Genomic DNA, 16,852 nt, shown 5'->3' with positions numbered 1-16,852 from the left:
ACCAACGCGCGGAACTGCGCATACGTCAACCCCGTGAACACAGGCACCAGTTCACGATCCGCCGCAGAAACAACCGCCATACCCAACCAACGCGACACGGCCGAACGGGTTACGAGACAACCTCTAGGCTGAAACACGGGGGTGTCCCCCTGTCCCGCCTGTCCCACCATGGTTCTGACCTGCAGGGATGGACGGGACAGGGGGTACGGGGGCCTGTCCCCCTGTGTTTCAGCCTCTTGGGCGGCGTGGACCTGTGGGGTGCCGCGATGGCCATGGGTCCGTCCGTCTCAGTTTCCGTCTCATTCATGACCGTCCGGGAGCGTTCGTCCCTGCGCGGGCCGTAGGTGGACGCGCTGGCGTGACGGGTGGACGGACAGCGGCGGACGGTCGTGAACGGAGTGCCCTAGCCCGGATGATCTTGGGTGGGGAACTCGAAAGCGTGTGAGGGGGCAACTCCTCCGTGGGTTCAAATCCCACCGCTACCGCTCTGCAGTGTCGAAGCCGGGTCGGTCCCTTGCGGGCCGGTCCGGTTTCGGTGTTTTCGGGGGTCCGAGGGCTTTCCGGGTGCGGCGGCGGTGCAGGGGGACGGTCCAGGAGGCCAGGACGCAGGCCGCGGCGAGGAGTTGCAGGAGCGTGGTGAACCGCTCCGGGTAGAGGACGCCCTCGATGTAGTGGTCGATGAAGCCGGTGGTGGCCATGCGGTTCTCGCCGGCGCGTTCGCGGGCCCAGTTCTCGGCGGCGGTCAGCGGGCATTCGATGCTGCCGGTGATGACGATGAGGCCCCACAGGGCGGCGGCGAGGTGCGGCCAGAGCATGCGGGGCCACCGCCAGGCGGCGAAGCCGCCGAGGACGACGTACGCGAGGAAGGCGAAGTGCGCGGTCATGGCCGCGTCGGCGAGGATCCGGTACCCCATACCGGGTTCCTTCCCCGAAATGCCGGGCCCCGGTCGCCCTGATGCGGGCGGCCGGGGCCGGAAGGGGTGCGGGGGCGGTCAGCAGCCGGCCGGGAGCGGGGCCTGGGACGGCGGCGGGGGCGGGGCGAGGGCCGCGGCGGCCGCCTCGGGGGTGGCCAGGGCCTGGAAGCCGGCGCCGAGGACGAGGTCGACGGTGGCGTCCGTGCGGGTGTCCTCGACCGGCGGGGCGGGGGTGCCGGCCACGTGTGCGGCGACGACGGTCGAGGGGGTCTTGCCGGGGACGCCGGCGCGGAACTGCACGGCGGCCTCCATGACGGGGGCGTTGGCCTGCCGCAGCGGGTCGTTGGCGACCTTGCCGATCACGAAGCCGCGCTTCTTGAGCTCGTCGGCGACCGCCTTGGCGAGTCCGGCCCGGTCGGTGCCGTTGTAGACGTTGACCGTGATCGTCGCGGGCGCGGGCAGGTTCGCGGGCGCGCCGGTCTGCGACACGGGCTGGGTGTTGGGGGCGCCGGGGGAACCGGACGGCTGCGGCTTGCAGTTCTTGCTCGCCGTGGTGTTCTTGTCGTCCGCGGTGAAGTGGTACACCGCCCACGCCCCGGTGCTGAGCACCGCGAGGGCGACCAGGCAGGCGACCACGATCGGCCACTTCCGCCGCCGCCGGGTCATCCGCGGGTACAGCTTGCCGGTGATCTTGTACTGCCCCCGCATGCCGCGGGGAGTGAGCATGCTCATCGACGCGCCCCCATCCTCCTCGCACCCCCGGCCACGTGTGGACAGGGCGGTCTGCGCGCACCGGAACCCGGCATCGGTCCCGGTCGCCGTGCTGCCGAGACTAATGCCGACCTGCGCGAATCCGCGCGGGGACGCGTCCGGTCCGACCCGCCTGTGCTGCGCCGTCCGGGCGAGCCCGGACGGGTGGCGCCGGGCCGGTCCGCGGGACGTGCCGGAGGCCCGGCCGGCGCTGCGTCGGCCCGGTGTCAGCCCAGATCGAGCACGCGGGCGTGCAGCACCTGGCGCTGTTGCAGGGCGGCCCGGACCGCCCGGTGCAGCCCGTCCTCCAAATAGAGGTCGCCCTGCCACTTCACGACATGCGCGAACAGGTCGCCGTAGAAAGTCGAGTCCTCGGCCAGGAGCGTGTCCAGGTCGAGCTGGCGTTTGGTCGTGATGAGCTGGTCCAGACGCACCGGCCGCGGGGCGATGTCGGCCCACTGGCGGGCACCCGACCTCCCGTGGTCCGGGTACGGCTTGCCGTCACCGATCCGCTTGAAGATCACAGGGGTCAGCCTACCGGGGCCCGGCTTCCTGCGGTCCCCGCCATGGCCTCTTCCTCGTCTCGGACGGGCGCGTCGTGTGCCCCAAGTGAATGAACAAATGGGATATTTCTCTCCCAATGGTACGAATGGCTGGCGACGCTGGAGGAGAACCATGGCGGCCCAGGGCGGCACCGACGGCAAGACGGGCGCAAAAAGCGGCGGCACGGACGACGTCGTCGCCGCGATCGCCGCGGGATACGCCTTCACCGGCCCCGCTCTCGACCTCGGCGCCCTCGTCGTGGACGGCACCGGACACCCCGATGCGCAGATCCGCATCCCGCTCGGCATGCTCAACCGGCACGGCCTGGTGGCCGGCGCGACCGGCACCGGCAAGACCAAGACCCTGCAGCTGATCGCCGAGCAGCTCTCCGCGCAGGGCGTGCCGGTGTTCCTCGCCGACATCAAGGGCGATGTGTCGGGCATCTCGCAGCCCGGCGAGGCCAACGACAAGGTCGCCTCGCGGGCGAAGGACGTCGGCCAGGACTGGCAGCCGAAGGGCTACCCGTGCGAGTTCTACTCGCTGGGCGGCCTCGGCCCGGGCATCCCGATCCGCGCCACCATCACCGCGTTCGGCCCCACCCTGCTCGCCAAGATCCTCGACCTGAACGAGACCCAGGAGTCCTCGCTCGGCCTGGTCTTCCACTTCGCCGACCAGCGCGGCCTCGAACTCCTGGACCTGAAGGACCTGCGCGCGGTCATCCAGTTCCTCACCTCCGACGAGGGCAAGGAGGAGCTGAAGAACATCGGCGGCCTCTCCTCCGCCACCGCGGGCGTCATCCTGCGCTCGCTGATCACGCTGGAGAACAGCGGCGGCGACGTCTTCTTCGGCGAGCCCGAGTTCGACACGACCGAGCTGATGCGCACCGCGGCGGACGGCCGCGGCCTCGTCTCGGTCCTCGAACTCCCGGCCGTGCAGGACAAGCCGCAGCTGTTCTCCACGTTCCTCATGTGGCTGCTCGCCGACCTGTTCGCGGACCTGCCCGAGGTCGGCGACCTGGACCGGCCCAAGCTGGTGTTCTTCTTCGACGAGGCGCACCTGCTGTTCACCGGCGCGTCCAAGGCGTTCCTCACCGCCATCACCCAGACCGTGCGGCTGATCCGGTCCAAGGGCGTCGGCATCTTCTTCGTCACCCAGACCCCCAAGGACGTCCCCGGCGACGTGCTCGCCCAACTCGGCAACCGCGTCCAGCACGCACTGCGCGCCTTCACCCCCGAGGACGCCAAGGCGCTCAAGGCGACCGTCTCGACCTTCCCGAACTCCTCGTACGACCTGGCCGAGGTGCTGACCCAGATGGGCACCGGCGAGGCGGCCGTCACGGTCCTGTCCGAGAAGGGCGCCCCGACCCCGGTGGCCTGGACCCGGCTGCGCGCGCCCGAGTCCCTGATGGCCCAGATCGACCCGGCGGCGCTGCAGGCCGTCGTCAACGCCTCCCCGTTGCTGGGCCGCTACGGCACCGCGGTCGACCGCGAGTCCGCCTACGAGAAGCTCACCGCCGCCCAGACGGCCGCCGCCGAGACCGCCGCCGCGGAAGCCGCCCAGGCCCAGGCCCAGGCGGACGCCGAGGCCCAGGCGAAGGCCGAGGCGAAGGCCCAGCGTCCGCCCGCGCGGCAGCCGAAGCCGGAACCGACGGTCGTCGAGACGGTGCTCAAGAACTCCGCGGTGAAGGGCATGCTCAACACCGCCGTCCGCGAAATCACCCGCAACCTCTTCGGCACCGCCAAACGCCGCCGCTGACCGGCGCGCGCTGGTACGGGCCTACGCGAACTCGCAGCGCACCAAGGTGCCGCCGGAGCCGAAATGGCGGGCCGACGGGGAAGTCCCGGCTGCAGAGCGCATCCGTGCGATCGCGTGGGACTTCGAGGGGATGGGCGATCGGCTGTACGGGGTCGCTCCGGCCGACCTCGTCGGGCGCGGACGAAGTGCGACGGCTGCGCTGGCGGCCGTGCCTGAAGCCGATCGCGACGAGCGCGCCGCGGCCGGCTACCGGCCGGGATCGCGCGGCAGGTGATCCCGGGACTCGGTACGGACCCGGAGGCTTGGGCGGTATGCGTGCCACTGCTCCCGGACTTCGGTGGGACGCTGCCGGAACCAGGCCGTGTCTGCAGGGTCTTGTACCGGGCCTGGTGGCCCTCCCGAGCGCCCACGGCGCCCGGCACCGAACACCGCGAGCGGCACCAAGATCCGACAGACACGACTTGGCGGCCCTGGCCGCCACGGTGGCACGGCAGGCCTGATCACGGGGTTCACGGCTCGGCGCGGTGTCGTGGGCGGGCGGAATACTGTGCCTGGTCGTCGGCTGCGGAGTCCGGGGGAGACATGAGCTTCGAACCACCTGTCCATCTGTTGCTGGCCGCGTTGGCGGAGCGGGAGGCGGGGGATGCGGCGAAGGTCTTCGGGCGGGTTGCGGCTGCGCTCGGGGCCGGGCGGTTGGCAGCGCGGATGCGGGACGGGGTGGTGCTGCCGGATGCGTTCGTGCAGGTGGCGGCCGAGGAATGCGGGGCGGCGGACCTGGCGGGGCTGGCCGGGAACCCGTGTCTGACGGCTGAACAGGTCCGGGTGCTGATAGCGGCGGGTGGGTCGCCGGTGGTGCGGGCGGTGTTCTCGCCGCCTGACGATCCGCAGCCCGGGTGGCAGGCGGAGGAGCGCAAGCCGCTGCCCCGGAGTGCGGAAACCGATCGGCTCGATGCGGCCGCGGCTGAACTCCAAAAGCCGGAGTGCGCGCCTGAGCGGGCGCTGGAATTGCTGGCTGCGGACCCTGTATTGGCGCATAGTGCGCGCGTGTACGTGTCGCGGCATTGGCGGTCTTCGCCGCGTCAGCTCACTTTGCTGATGCATCGCATCGATGAGCCGTGGCCGGCGCAGCACGAGTCTCTGTCGGAACTGGCTTATTACGCCTTGGAGCGCGGGGCGTTGGCCCCTGAGGACATCTATGGGCGGATCCGGCCGGCGATTGCCGCGGTGAAACTCCTCGCGCGGTTGTCGCGCCGGCATTCGGCGTGTTTCCGGGATGCGGAGCAGACCGATGCGCATATCCGTCCGCTGCTGGAGGCCACGGTGGGCGCTGATCCGCATCGGTGGGCCCGGCTCGCCGAGCGGTTGCCCGGGGCCGAAGTGTCGTTGTGTGCGCTGCTCGACGAAGTGGCAGCCGACCCGGCGCCGGATGCGGCCGTGGTGCCGGCCGGCAAGGCCCGGCCCTCACTGCTGTTCCTGCTGCGCCGCATGCCGGAGGACGCGCTCGAGGTGCTGCTGCCGCATCTGGACCACGAGAGTGCTTCCGATCTGATTCCGGGTGATGTCCCGGTTCGGGCGGGGATGCTTGCCCTCGCGCACAGGACGCGGCATCCGCAGTTGCTGCGCAAGATCGCCGCGCACCAGCATCTGCGCGATGCGGAGGCGCGGCGGATCATGGCGTACGACGATGTGGAACTGGACCGGATCCTGGCCTGGAACAAGGCGGGGACGTCGGCTGCGCTGCGTCGCGAGATCTTTGCCGGGGCGGCGCCGGAGGGGCGGCCGCGGCGGCCGATGGACCCGGTGCTGCGCGAGTTGGCGATCGGGAATCCGCATCATCTGGAGCCCAGCACGCTGATGTTCAGCGGCGACTCGGCGCTGGTGTGCCTGGGGCTCGCGCAGCACGGCACGCTGCGCCGCATCGATCTGGCGGACATCGTGCTGAGCGTGTGGGAGCGCGAGGGCATGGCCGCGGCTCAGGGAGTGGTGACGTCCGTGCCGGAGCGGTTCACCGGGCCGGTGCTCGCGGTGATGCAGCGGGCCTTCGCCGAGGAGTCGCCTTCGGTGCTGGCCGAGGCGCGGGCGAAGTGGCACCGGCCCAAGAAGGCCGTGCCGCCCGCCGAGCCGGGCCTGTACGAGCTGGCCCCGGCCGAGCGCATCCGCGCGTCGACCGCCGACCCGGGCCACGACGGCTGGCTGCGTGCGGTCACCCCGGCCGACCTGGTGGCGCACGGGAGGCCTGCGCGCCAGGCGTTGGAGGCGGTCCTCACCGCGAGCCCCGACGGCTGTGCCGAGGAGTACCGCGCGGAGCTGGCCCGGCAGGTGCTTCCGCAGCTCGGCGCCGATGCCGAGACGTGGGCGGTGTTCGTCCAGCTGCTGCCCGAATTCGAGGGGACGCTGCCGGAGTTGGTGGGGCTCGCGGCGGCTGCCGCGTACCGTCCCGGAGGCTGACGTACGACAGCGGCGGCAGACTGGCCCTTGGGGCGGTCTGCCGCCGCTGTGTTTCGTGCGGAGTGCCTGTGCTCGCTTGCTAGTTGCGCGGCATGCGGGCGAACGCGTCGATCCAGAAGCGCTGCTTCTCCTCCGACTGCCCCACCAGGTAGCTGGACTTCAGCTTGGGCGGCAGGCAGGCCAGCAGGCGCGCGACCGTGTCGATGTGCTCGCGCAGCTGCGAGAGTTCGGCGTTGGCGAGGACCTGGTGGACCACGTCGGTGTCGTTCGTGCCCTCACCGGAGACCTCGTTGCCGGCCCGCAGCCGCTGCTCCCACGCCTCGAGGTTCGCGGCGATGTCGCCCAGCCCGGTGCGCGGCTTGTCGGCGAGCCGCGATTCGAGCGCGTTGAGCGGCACCGGTGCGTACTCGCCGTCGCCGAGGTAGACCTTGGCCATCTCCAGGTCCATGCCGCGCCGGTGCAGCTTGATGAGGCGTTCCAGGGTCCGCTTGGTGATCCACTCGCGGCCCTCGTCGTCGATGTCCGCCTTCCACCATTCGAGGACGGTCTCGGCGATCGGCCCGTAGGTGGCGATGAGCCACTCGTTGGCCGGGATGTCCTCGGGCCGCACCTGGAGCGATGCGGTGAAGCGGGTGGCCTGCGCAATGTTGTTGCGCGCCACGAGCATCTTGCGGCCCAGGTGGTACGGCGGGTTCTGGAGGGCGATCTGGGCGCGCAGCCCGGGGATCCGGCGGCCCGCGATGGACCACTCCTGGGTGATCTCCATGAGCTTGGCGAACGCCGACTTGTCCTTGGGCCGGTTGTACTCGTCCCACACGATGACCTTGTCGCCGGGCGCGGTGAAGCGCTGCGCGAGCAGGTTGTCGAGCGAGCCGTCGACGGTCGGGACGGGTGCGCAGAGGTCCTCGACGTTGGTGACCGGCAGCGAGAAGTAGATGGGGTCGTGGCCGAGTTCCTCGCGGACGACCTCGCGGACCACCTCGGTCTTGCCGCAGCCGGGAGGGCCCTGGATGAGGACGGCCCAGCGGCGCGCGACGGCCTCGCGCACCACGCGGCGGACCGCGTCGGGGGTGTGCTCGGGGTTGCGGACGCCGAGCGCGGTGGCGATGCGGTCCAGGGTCTCGTCGGTGCGGTCCGGGCCCGGGGTGCCGTCCTTGAGCGCCTCGACGAGCCGCAGGCGGTCGCCGTTGAGCAGCGGCAGGCCCCATTCGAGCGGGAAGCCGGCAAGGGCGCAGTCGAGGATGTGCTCCAGGGTGCGCGGCGACAGGAGCTGGCGCAGCGCGGGGGACAGCCCGGTCCAGATCTTGAAGACGCCGGACAGGTCGTGGTGCGGGAAGCGCTCGGCCAGCTTGATGCGCCACGACGTGTCGGTCGCGGTGATCTTGACGGTGACCATCCGGTCCAGGATGGCCAGGTCGCTGCGCCGCGTCGCGGTCTCGGTGAGGGACTCGTTGTCGGTCAGGAAGACCCCGATGCAGCCCAGTTCACGCAGGTCGAACTCGCCCAGCGTCCAGTTGCAGGCCACCTGCATCAGCTGCGACTGGATGGTCTCGCCGGCCTGCAGCGCGTCGTCGATGAGCAGGACGAACGGGGTGCCCGGGCGCAGTTGCCGCATGATCAGCTGGCGCAGCACCAGGTCGTTCGTCCGCGGGTCGCGGACCGGGGTGTTGACGAGGAGGTCGTCCGGCGTGAGGTTGGCGGCCGGCACGAACACCAGGGCGGTGTCCGGGTATTTGTCCGGGATGTGGGTGAAGAAGGTGGCGGTCTTGCCGATGCCGTGCTCGCCGAAGATCTGCCCGGTCTGGCCGAGGTCGATCATCGCGTCGATGAACTCCTCGAGCTTGGAGGCGCCCTTCCAGCCCTTCGGCGGCTCGGGGAAGGTCGCGGTGGCCTTCCAGACCGGGCGCGCGGTCCGGCCCCCGGTCTGCGGGGTGTCGGCGGTGATGGTCATGGGTCCTTCCGCAAACAGGAGTTCGGCGGTACGGGTGCGGGATCGGGCTGCGGCACGCGTGCGGGCTGCGGTACGAGGGCGGGCCGCGGTGATCCGCGGCCCGCTCGGGGTCGGGTGTCCGGCTGCCGGTTCAGCGGTCTCCGGTGGTGACGCGGTGGCAGGCCATCGGCGGGTCGTGGCGCTCGGGCCACTCGTCGCCGCCTTCGGTGATGAGCCAGATCCACTTGTCCGGTTCGGCGGGGGTGATCGCGGGGGCGTAGCCGTCGGTGAGCATGAGGACCGCGTCGACGCTCTCGTCGAAGCGGTGCCCGGCCACCGAGAGGCGGCCCTCCACGTAGTCGGCGACCTGCTGGAAGTCGGTCCCGCCGCCGCCGTAGACGCGCTCGCCGGGCTTGAACGGCATGAGCGCGCCGTCGAAGCTCAGCCAGTGCGCCTCGACGCCGTCGGTGTGCCCGACCAGTTCGGTGAGCCACTCGATGACGTGCCCGGGCATCGACCCGGAGGTGTCGTACGCGACCACCACGACCTTCGTGCGCTCCTGGCCGCGCCGGGCGAGCATCGGGTCGTGCCCGAGCGTGGCCAGCAGCGCACCGCGCTTCTTCGGGTAGACCAGGCGCTCGCCGTCGCGCAGCTTGGAGGACAGCACGTCGATCAGCCATTGCTGCCACCAGTCGACTCGGCGGGTCTTCTGGGTCTCGCCGCGCAGGAATCCGGCGCCGAGGTCGCCCCACATCTTGGTGGCCGCATCGGTGGCGCCGTCGGTGCGCTTGAGCAGTTCGAGCAGTTCCTCGCGGGCCAGCCGCATGCCGCGCCGGGCGGACAGCAGGACGCCGCGCAGCACCTCGGACGAGATGCGGGCCACGGTTTCCGGGTCCAGCCCGTCGTTCTCGCCGGTGCCGTCGCCGAGCACCAGGTGCACGCACAGCGGGGGCGGGACCGGCGGGTCCTTCATGCGCTTGAGCTCGGCGTAGACCAGGGCGTCGGTGAGGATGAAGTCGTCGTACGGGAGCGGTTCGAGGCCCTGCTCGTCCAGGTCGGCGACGTACAGTGCATGGATCTTGCGCGGGTCGACGCCGGTCGGCTCCTCGGTGACCTCGCCGGTCTCCGGGTCGGTACGCCGCACCAGGGGCAGCTCGGAGCGGCCCAGGCGCTTCATCGCGACGTGGTTGATGGTGACCTCGGCGGCCAGGGTGAACACCGGGTCGGCGCGCAGTTCGGCGTCCGCGAACAGGTGGCGCTGGATCAGGTGCCGGGCCTCGTGGAACAGCACGAACTTGACGCCGTCCAGGCCGAGCGCGACGAAGAAGTCGGGGTTGTAGAGCAGCAGGCAGGTGCCGTCGCCGGACGCCATGACCGCCGCGGTGTCGATCGCGGTGGTCGGTATCTGGTGGTGGCACTTGGTGTAGAGCCACGAGGCGATGACGCTGGCCTGCATGCCGAAGTCGAGCAGTGCTTGCTCTTTGAGCTCGCGGGCTTTCGCGACGACCTCGTCGTCGGCCGGCTGCCAGGCTTCGAGGGCCCGGCGGTCGGTCAGTTCGACGACCAGGGGCTTAGGGGTTTTGGTCGATCCGTAGGCCATTTCGATCACCTCCCTTCGGACAGGTTCGATGGTTCCAGGCGGAGCTGACAACCGTCCAAGCAATTGACGCGTGGACGGTCCGGTCAGGTTCCGCCGTCTCCCACGGGGCGGGCAGGACGGACGGGCGCGGCACCGGTGCCGGCCGCTGCGGGTGCGGCGGCCGCCGCGGCGACCCCGAGCAGGTCGGGGACGGTACCGGGAAACCCGCCCAGGAGGGCGGCGGCGACCGCCCAGGTGTCCGAGGATCCGGCGCAGTGCCGGGAGATCTCCGCTCCGAGGATCGCACGGAGCCCGGCGAGCCGGTCCGGGAAGGCCCGGCCGAGCAGGAGCACGGACCGCGCCGGGCGGCCCTGCGCGTACAGTTCGGCGGCACTGATCAGGCCTTCGGCGACGCAGTGCAGGGGCCAGGCGCGGCTTTCCTCCAGTGGGCCGACCGCGTTCACCGCGGGGACGGCGGGCAGCCGGCGCAGCGCGGTGAGCGCGGCGGGCCGGGAGCTCTGGGCCAGGGTGGGGGCGGCGTACGCGTCCGGGGCGCCGTGTTCGAGCATCGCAACGGCGACGTCGGGGGGCAGGTCGGGCCGCCGGGCCAGGGCGAAGGCGACCTGCCAGGGGAGTTCGGCGCGGCGGACGGCGGCGGCGACCTCGGCCCAGGGGAGGTCCTCGTCGTCCAGGAGGCCGCCGGTCTGGTCGTGGGCGCCGTGCGCCAGTTCGTGCCGGAGGAGGTCGCGCTCGGTGCGGGCCAGCGTCTCGGCCAGCGCGGTCGATGCGGTCGATGCCGTCGGTGTGGCCGGGTCCGTCGGTGCGGCCGGGTCCGCGGCGGCAGGGGTGTTGCGGATCCGGGTCGCGAGCAGCGGGTCGAGGGGGCCGTGCGGCCTGGCCAGGGCGCGGACGTCGTCGGCGCGGCCCAGTTCCAGCAGGCGCCGGCAGCCGATCACCTGATGGCCGGGGGACAGGCCGGGATCGGCGAGGTGCAGGGCTTCGGAGATCAGGTCGGGGTCGCGGGTCCGGACCGCGAAGCGCAAGTTGCCGATCTTGTCGCCGACCCGGTCGCGCAGTGCGGCGGCCGTGCCGGCGGCGAGCGGGACGGGGGTGCTGCGGCCCGGGGTGTGCGGGCGTCCGGAGGCGATCGCGATCCAGGCCGCGGCGGGGATACCGCGACCGGTCACCAGAGCGGCGTTCAGGTCGGGGTCGTCGCGGCGTACGACCTGGTGCAGGACATTCCCGCGGAACCACTGGCGGTGCAGGAAGAGTTCGGCGAGGGCCGGGCCGGCGCGGTCGAGGAACGCATCGGTCATGGCGTCGGTCGGGCCGTGCGGGACTTCGTAGTGGGCGAACTCGGCGAGGTCGTGCGGGTCCAGGGCGGCGACGATCCCGGGTACCGCAGCCTGGTCGGCGAAGCGCAGCAGGTGGGCGAACGGGGACGAGGAGGATTCGCCGGGGACCGGCCAGGGACGCCGCGGGACTCGCGGGGCGGTCTCGGCAAGTCGGCGGGCGGCAGCCGCGAGTTCGGGGAGTGGGCCGGTGAACTCGTCGTGGAGCAGCTCCAGGAGTGCGCGCCAGACGGCCGGTTCGGCGCCGATGTCCCGGTGTGCGAGGTCGGTCAGCTCGCGGTGGATCTCGGCGAGGTCGTGCGGCCGGATCTCGTTCTCGTACGCCCGCTCGGCGGTTTCCAGAGTGCGCAGCAGGTGGGCCGCGTACGGGGTTTCGCGGACCAGTTCGCGGGCGGTGAAGGTGCCTGCCCGGAGGCCGGCGGCCACGACGTAGCCGGTACCGCCGTCCGGCATGCGGGTCCGGACCAGCGCCAGCGCGGTGGGCAGCGGGCATTCCGGGAGTTCGACCAGCGCGGTGCAGGCGCGTTCGTCGAGGAGGCCGGCGCTGTGCAGCGCGGTCAGTTCCGCCCACGCGTCGGCACCCCACGTGTGGACGGGGAAGGCGGCGAGGCGCCCGCGGGCCCGGCGTCGCGAGCGCGCGCTGTCGCCCGAGGTGCGGGACAGCCACTCGTACAGCTCGCGCGGGGTCTCGGCGGGTGTGCTGCCGCCGGGTCCGCGGATGTGCGCACGTGCGTGCGCGGCGAGTTCGGGGTGCCGGCAGGACAGCGCGGGGCCGAGGACGCGGCGGGAGCGCGGGGTGCCGAGCACCAGGTCGCGCAGCGCGGCGGGCAGCGGATCGGCGTCCAGCATGGTCCGGCGCAGGCCGGCGGTGGTCTGCGGGTGGACGTAGACGAGGGCCTGGGCCGGGCCGTCGGCGACGGCCGCGAGACGGGCGAGGGTGTCGCGGCCCGCAGCAGAGTTGCGGGCCAGGGCGGCGTGTTCGTCCGGCGTCCCGTGGCCGGTGGCCCAAGCGGCCAAGGCCGGGGACGGGGTGCCGCCGTACCGCAGCAGGCCGAGGCGGGTGGCCGTGGACAGGCGGGGCAGCGTGGCGGCGGTGTCCTCGGCGGAGGCGTACGCCAGGAACGCGGCGAGTTCCTGGTCGGCCCGGGTCAACGGGTGACCGCCTCGACGGTGGCGAGGAGTTCGGGGAGGGTGCCGACGAAGTCGGGCATGAGGTGGGCGGTGACGGTCCAGGCCTCCGGATCGTCGCCGAGCGCGGTGTGCAGCAGCTTGGCGATGTGCCGCTCGGCGGCCTCGTTGGCGTGCGGCAGTATCGCCCGGATGTTGTCCAGCGCGTCCAGCATCGTCGTGACGGGATGGGCGAGTTCGACGAACTCCTCGGCGCTGAGCAGCGAGCTGTCGATCGCGTCGAAGTACCAGGCGTTGCGCGGGGTCTGCCAGGTCACCGAGGCCAGGTGCAGCGGATCGCGTATGGCGGTGAGGGCGTACGGCCGCGACCGGCCGCCGAGGGTGCGGGCCAGTTCGGGCAGCGCCTGGCAGGCGGCCAGTCCCAGGGCCTCGGGGCAGCCGGGCTGGGCGGCCAGGCGCGCGAGGGCGGGGGCAGGCAGCGGGTCGCGGGCGTGCGCGGTGACCGCGACCGGCCAGAACTCGGGCGGCAGCGGCTGCCCGGCGAGGCGCGGGTCCTCGCGCATGGCCTCGATCAGCGCGGTGGGGTGCTCGTGGCGGGCGACTTCGGCACGCAGCAGTGCCGATCCGGCGGCGCCGGCCGGGTCGTTCACCCCGTCGTTCGAGCGGTCCGCGGCGTCGAGCGCGGCCTGCACGATCCGGCGCGTCTCCGGGCCGAGTCCGAGGCGCGGGTCGGCCGCCGCGGCCCGTACGCCGTCCGGTCCCTGGCACTCCCACAGGCTCAGGAAGCCGCGCAACGCCCGTGCAGTGCCGAGGCGTTCGCCGAGCTGCCGGAACGCGGCCTGGATCAGCTGCGGATAGTGCCCGTGGACGGCGGTGGCGATGTTCTCCCGTGCCGGGTCGTGGTGGTTGACCAGGAAGCGCCGGGCGGCGGCGCCGAGCGGCACGTTCCGCGGCTGGTCGCGGCGCGTGGCGCGGTGGATCGCCAGCGTGATGTCGGCGCGCTGCGGGGCGATTTCCAGGAGTGCGCCGTTCACGTCGGAGTCGCGCAGCGCCAGCAGCGCCTCGACTCCGGCCCGGCCCAGATCGGCACTCCGGAGGATGCGGCTCCGCATCGCGGGTGCACGGCGCAGCGCGGGCACGATGACGGACGGCGGCAGGTCGGGGGTCTCCAGGAAGGCGATGACCGCGGTCTCCGGGAGCATCCCGATGATCTTCGCGGCGAGCGAGGGGCGGATCCGGGACAGCAGGCCTGCCGGGTTGCCGAAGTCCCAGTCGACGGTGGCCTGGGCGTCACCGGTCGCGTCCGGGGCCGGTGCGGTGGCCGCGGAGGCTCCGGCGCGGGCCAGGGTCCGGGCGTATGCGCAGAGTTCCGGGTAGGTGCCGGGGAAGCGCGGGCCGTGCGTCAGCAGCCATTGCCAGGCCGCCGGGTCGTCACCGGGCAGGAGCTCGGCGGCGTCCGTGAGCACACGGCGTACCGGGCGCAGCCAGTCGCCGTGCTTGACCGCGTACTTCTCCAGCACACGCAGCGCGGACCAGCCGGGTGCCGCCTCGAACATGACGTCGTGCGGCGTCAGGATGCCGCGGAGCAGGGCGTTGGCGAGCGTTCCGGTGGCCAGGCCGCGCCGGCTGACGGTACGCGCCACCACCAGTTCGAGGACGGCCTCGCGCGGGCAGTCGTCGCGGGCGACCAGGCCGGCGGCTATCACGTCGGGCAGCGGCGCCTTGCGGTGCTCGCGGACGATCATGTCCCAGTCGGTGACGGTGACGCCGTCGAGCACGTACCGCGGATCCTTGCCGCGGCCGGAGCGCAGGCGGGCGATCACGCCTTCCGGGTCGACCGGGACGGGCGGTTCGGGCTCGGGGCCGGGTGCGAGCCGGAGCCGTTCGGCGGCCGCATCGCGTGTGGCCGGGTCGGCGTACCGCAGCAGCGGATGGGTGTCGGCGGTCACACGGCCGCCTTCGCGGTGGCGGTGACTTCGGGGAGGGTGGGGAGGACTCCGTGGCCGAGCATGCGGGCGGCCACGACCCAGGCGTCGACCGAGTCGCCGAGCTCGGTGCGCAGGTAGCGCGCCACTTCGCGGGCCAGCGGCGGGTACGACGCCGCGCACTGCACGACCGTGTAGGCCGGACTCGCGGCGAGAAACTCGGCGGTGGTGAGGGTCCCGGCGCGCAGCAGGCGTACGCCGTCGGCCCAGACCACCGGGGTGCCGGGCAGCGCGGCCGTGACGTAGGACCGGTGGAGTTCGCCCAGTCGGCTGTCCGCGACCGGATGCGCGCGCTCCGAGGTGCGTTGCGGGGGGATCTGCTGCAGTGCCAACTCCACGGGGTAGTCGGGGCGTTGCTTGAGGACGTGGCCGATCTGGTCGGACGCGTCGCGGTGCCGGCCGGCGGCCGCGACGGCCCGCCAGTCGAGCCCGGGGTCGGCGAGCGCGGCGACGATGCCCTCGGGGGTCCGCCGGTACGGGATCCCGGTGGCTTCGACCAGAGCCTTGGCCCACTCCAGGTCGCAGGTCTGCAAGGCCTCGGTGAGCGGGGCGATGCTGCCGTGCTGCCGGGCGGCGTCGATCTCCGGCACCGAGGGCAGGCCTTCCAGCGCGGACACGCCGTGCAGTTCGGCCAGCCGGTGCGCGGCACGCAGGGCGGCCCACTGTGCGTACGGGTCGTGCCGGCGGGCCTGGACGACGTGCCGCAGCAGCTCGGCGTCCGGCGAGGCGAGCAGCGGCCACAGGTCCTGATCGCGGTAGGAGCGGAGGAGTTCGGCGCGCAGGCCGTCGTCGATGCCGTCCAGGGACAGGATGTACTGGCGCAGGGCGAAGGGGCAGCGCGGGTTGCGGTAGGCGGCGGAGGCGATGGCCTGGTCCCCGCCGATGACCAACTGCTCGAGCAGGTCCGGGCGCACGTCGGGGTTGCCGGCGAGGACGCGGCGGGCCACGGGTCCGCTGTGCCTGAGGATGTGGCCGGCCAGGTGGTGCGGGATTTCGCGGGTGCCGGCGAGCGGGGCGAGCCGGGCGTCGTCGAGGAATCGGAGTGCGGGGGTGGTGGACTCGGGGCCGGCGATGCCGAGCAGTACCGCGTAGGCCCACGCGGACTGGCCACTCAGGATGGGGAGTTCGTCGGTCGGGGCGGCGTCGTCGGGGCGGGGTGAGGCGGTGAGCAGCTCGGCGGGTGAGCCGGGGAAGGTGGGGAGCGCCGCGTACAGGTCGCGCCAGCTTTCGGGCCGGTCGGCTGTGCCCGAGGCCAGCAAGTGCCGGACAGTCTCGATCGCTTCGGCTTGCGTGGCCACGGCCTCGATGCCGCCGTGGACCAGTGAGGTCAGGGCGAGCCGGGCGGGGCGGCAGGCGTATACCAGCTGCGCCGCGTCGACCGACCCGGCGGCGACGCCTTGCAGCAGCACCTTCTTCGTCAGTTGGTCCTCGCCGAGGTCGGCGCAGACGGCCAGCACCTCGGGGCCCGGGGTGGGCACCATCTGCACGGCGCGCGGGTGGGTTCGCAAGAGCGCGGTGCGCAACTCGGCCGGGCAGCGGGTGTCTTCGAGGAGGGCGACGGCGGCGCCCCAGGGCAGCGGGGTCTCGGCGTGCCGGGCGGCGAGCATCGCCCACGGCGGTACGAGGACGTCGCGGACCAGGGCCCGGCCGTTCGAGGCCTTGCGGGCGCGGGCGAGCTTGGCGCACAGGGCCACGTCGCCGTAGGCCTCGTCCAGGTACTGCCGGATCAGGGCGCGCGGGCGCCTGGCGTGCAACTGCTCGTACGCCTCGGGCGGTGCGCCGGCGGGCAACTCGATCGGGAAGTTCTTGAGGATGTGGCGGAGTTGGGCCGTGCGGCCGGCGTCGTCGAGCGTCACGCAGGCGCGTACCCGGGCCATCGGGCCGCCGTGCGCGCCGCCGGACCGGGTGCCGGCCAGCGCCCAGAACACCAGGTCGGGGTCGGCTGCGGACAGTGCGGCCTGCAGGTCTTCCAGGCCGCCGACGGCGAATATCCGGTCCCGCAGGCTCGGGGCGAGCGGTACCGGGGTCTCGGTGGCGGCCGGGTCCGCGGCCGGGTCGGTGTGCGGGGCCGGATGCGGTGCGTGGCGCTGCTGGCCGAGGACGGCCTGGCGGAGCGCGGGCCAGCCGGACTGCCGGAACAGGACCTCGTTGGTCTCCGGGTCGTCCCGCTCCAGCAAGCGGAGCAGCGTGCCGGGGTCGGGCGCGGTGCCCTTGCCGGTGCGCGCGGTGGCCGCGGCGCCGTGGAACGTGCCGATGACCCGCTGCGCGTCGCCGTGCCGCAGGGCGTCCTCCAGCACCGCGGGTGGCAGCGGCTCCGCGGCTGCGTGCGGCTGCGGAGCAGGTGTCTCGAGGCGGGCCAGGATGTCCGCGCCGAGTGCCCGGCCGGCGTGCCACAGCAGGTTCGTCGTCGCATCGGTCACGCGCCCGGCCCCCTTCCGGAAATCGTCGATGTCTGCGCCCGCGCTGCC

The 16,852-nt window shown here is 72.8% G+C and carries 10 protein-coding genes; 2 read left to right on the top strand and 8 right to left on the bottom strand.

What is annotated here, in order from left to right:
- Positions 1-479: 479 nt before the first annotated feature.
- From LZ495_RS37660 to LZ495_RS37650, 3 genes are all read right to left on the bottom strand, one after another.
- Entirely contained in the window at positions 480-914 is a 435-nt protein-coding gene (locus LZ495_RS37660; protein ID WP_235057684.1) for a DUF2784 domain-containing protein, read from the bottom strand.
- Positions 915-992: 78 nt separating this feature from the next.
- Entirely contained in the window at positions 993-1,646 is a 654-nt protein-coding gene (locus tag LZ495_RS37655) for a LytR C-terminal domain-containing protein (protein ID WP_235057683.1), read from the bottom strand.
- A gap of 245 nt (positions 1,647-1,891) precedes the next feature.
- Positions 1,892-2,188, bottom strand: coding sequence for a type II toxin-antitoxin system VapB family antitoxin (locus tag LZ495_RS37650; protein WP_235057682.1), 297 nt, complete (start codon positions 2,186-2,188; stop codon positions 1,892-1,894).
- A 151-nt stretch (positions 2,189-2,339) separates the two neighbouring features.
- On the opposite strand from LZ495_RS37650, the gene LZ495_RS37645 reads away from it, so the two are divergent.
- Positions 2,340-3,962: a helicase HerA-like domain-containing protein gene (locus LZ495_RS37645; RefSeq protein WP_235057681.1), complete on the top strand. Its 1,623-nt coding sequence runs from the start codon at positions 2,340-2,342 to the stop codon at positions 3,960-3,962.
- 582 nt (positions 3,963-4,544) lie between these two features.
- The gene (locus LZ495_RS37640; RefSeq protein WP_235057680.1) at positions 4,545-6,410 is read left to right on the top strand and encodes a hypothetical protein; all 1,866 of its coding nucleotides are present in this window, start codon (positions 4,545-4,547) and stop codon (positions 6,408-6,410) included.
- A gap of 79 nt (positions 6,411-6,489) precedes the next feature.
- Here LZ495_RS37640 and LZ495_RS37635 read toward each other — a convergent pair whose 3' ends face one another.
- The 5 genes from LZ495_RS37635 to LZ495_RS37615 all read right to left on the bottom strand — a co-directional run bounded on the left by LZ495_RS37635 (position 6,490) and on the right by LZ495_RS37615 (position 16,804).
- On the bottom strand, positions 6,490-8,361 hold the full coding sequence (locus LZ495_RS37635) for an AAA family ATPase (RefSeq protein WP_235057679.1): 1,872 nt from the start codon (positions 8,359-8,361) through the stop codon (positions 6,490-6,492).
- Between the two features lie 130 nt (positions 8,362-8,491).
- Positions 8,492-9,940, bottom strand: a complete 1,449-nt coding sequence (locus LZ495_RS37630; protein WP_235057678.1) for a DUF2201 family putative metallopeptidase — start codon at positions 9,938-9,940, stop codon at positions 8,492-8,494.
- An 83-nt stretch (positions 9,941-10,023) separates the two neighbouring features.
- The gene (locus LZ495_RS37625) at positions 10,024-12,423 is read right to left on the bottom strand and encodes a hypothetical protein (protein ID WP_235057677.1); all 2,400 of its coding nucleotides are present in this window, start codon (positions 12,421-12,423) and stop codon (positions 10,024-10,026) included.
- Positions 12,420-14,348 (bottom strand): hypothetical protein, encoded by a 1,929-nt coding sequence (locus tag LZ495_RS37620; protein WP_235057676.1) that lies wholly within the window; start codon positions 14,346-14,348, stop codon positions 12,420-12,422. Before LZ495_RS37620 ends, LZ495_RS37625 begins: the two co-directional genes overlap by 4 nt.
- Positions 14,345-16,804, bottom strand: coding sequence for a hypothetical protein (locus LZ495_RS37615; RefSeq protein ID WP_235057675.1), 2,460 nt, complete (start codon positions 16,802-16,804; stop codon positions 14,345-14,347). The genes LZ495_RS37620 and LZ495_RS37615 overlap by 4 nt, the downstream gene beginning before the upstream one ends.
- Positions 16,805-16,852: the final 48 nt, after the last annotated feature.

This window comes from Yinghuangia soli (assembly GCF_021502675.1).
GTDB classification, from domain to species: Bacteria; Actinomycetota; Actinomycetes; order Streptomycetales; family Streptomycetaceae; genus Yinghuangia; species Yinghuangia soli.
Note: the sequence above shows the minus strand (reverse complement) of the source record. Positions and strands in the feature narration are given on the sequence as shown.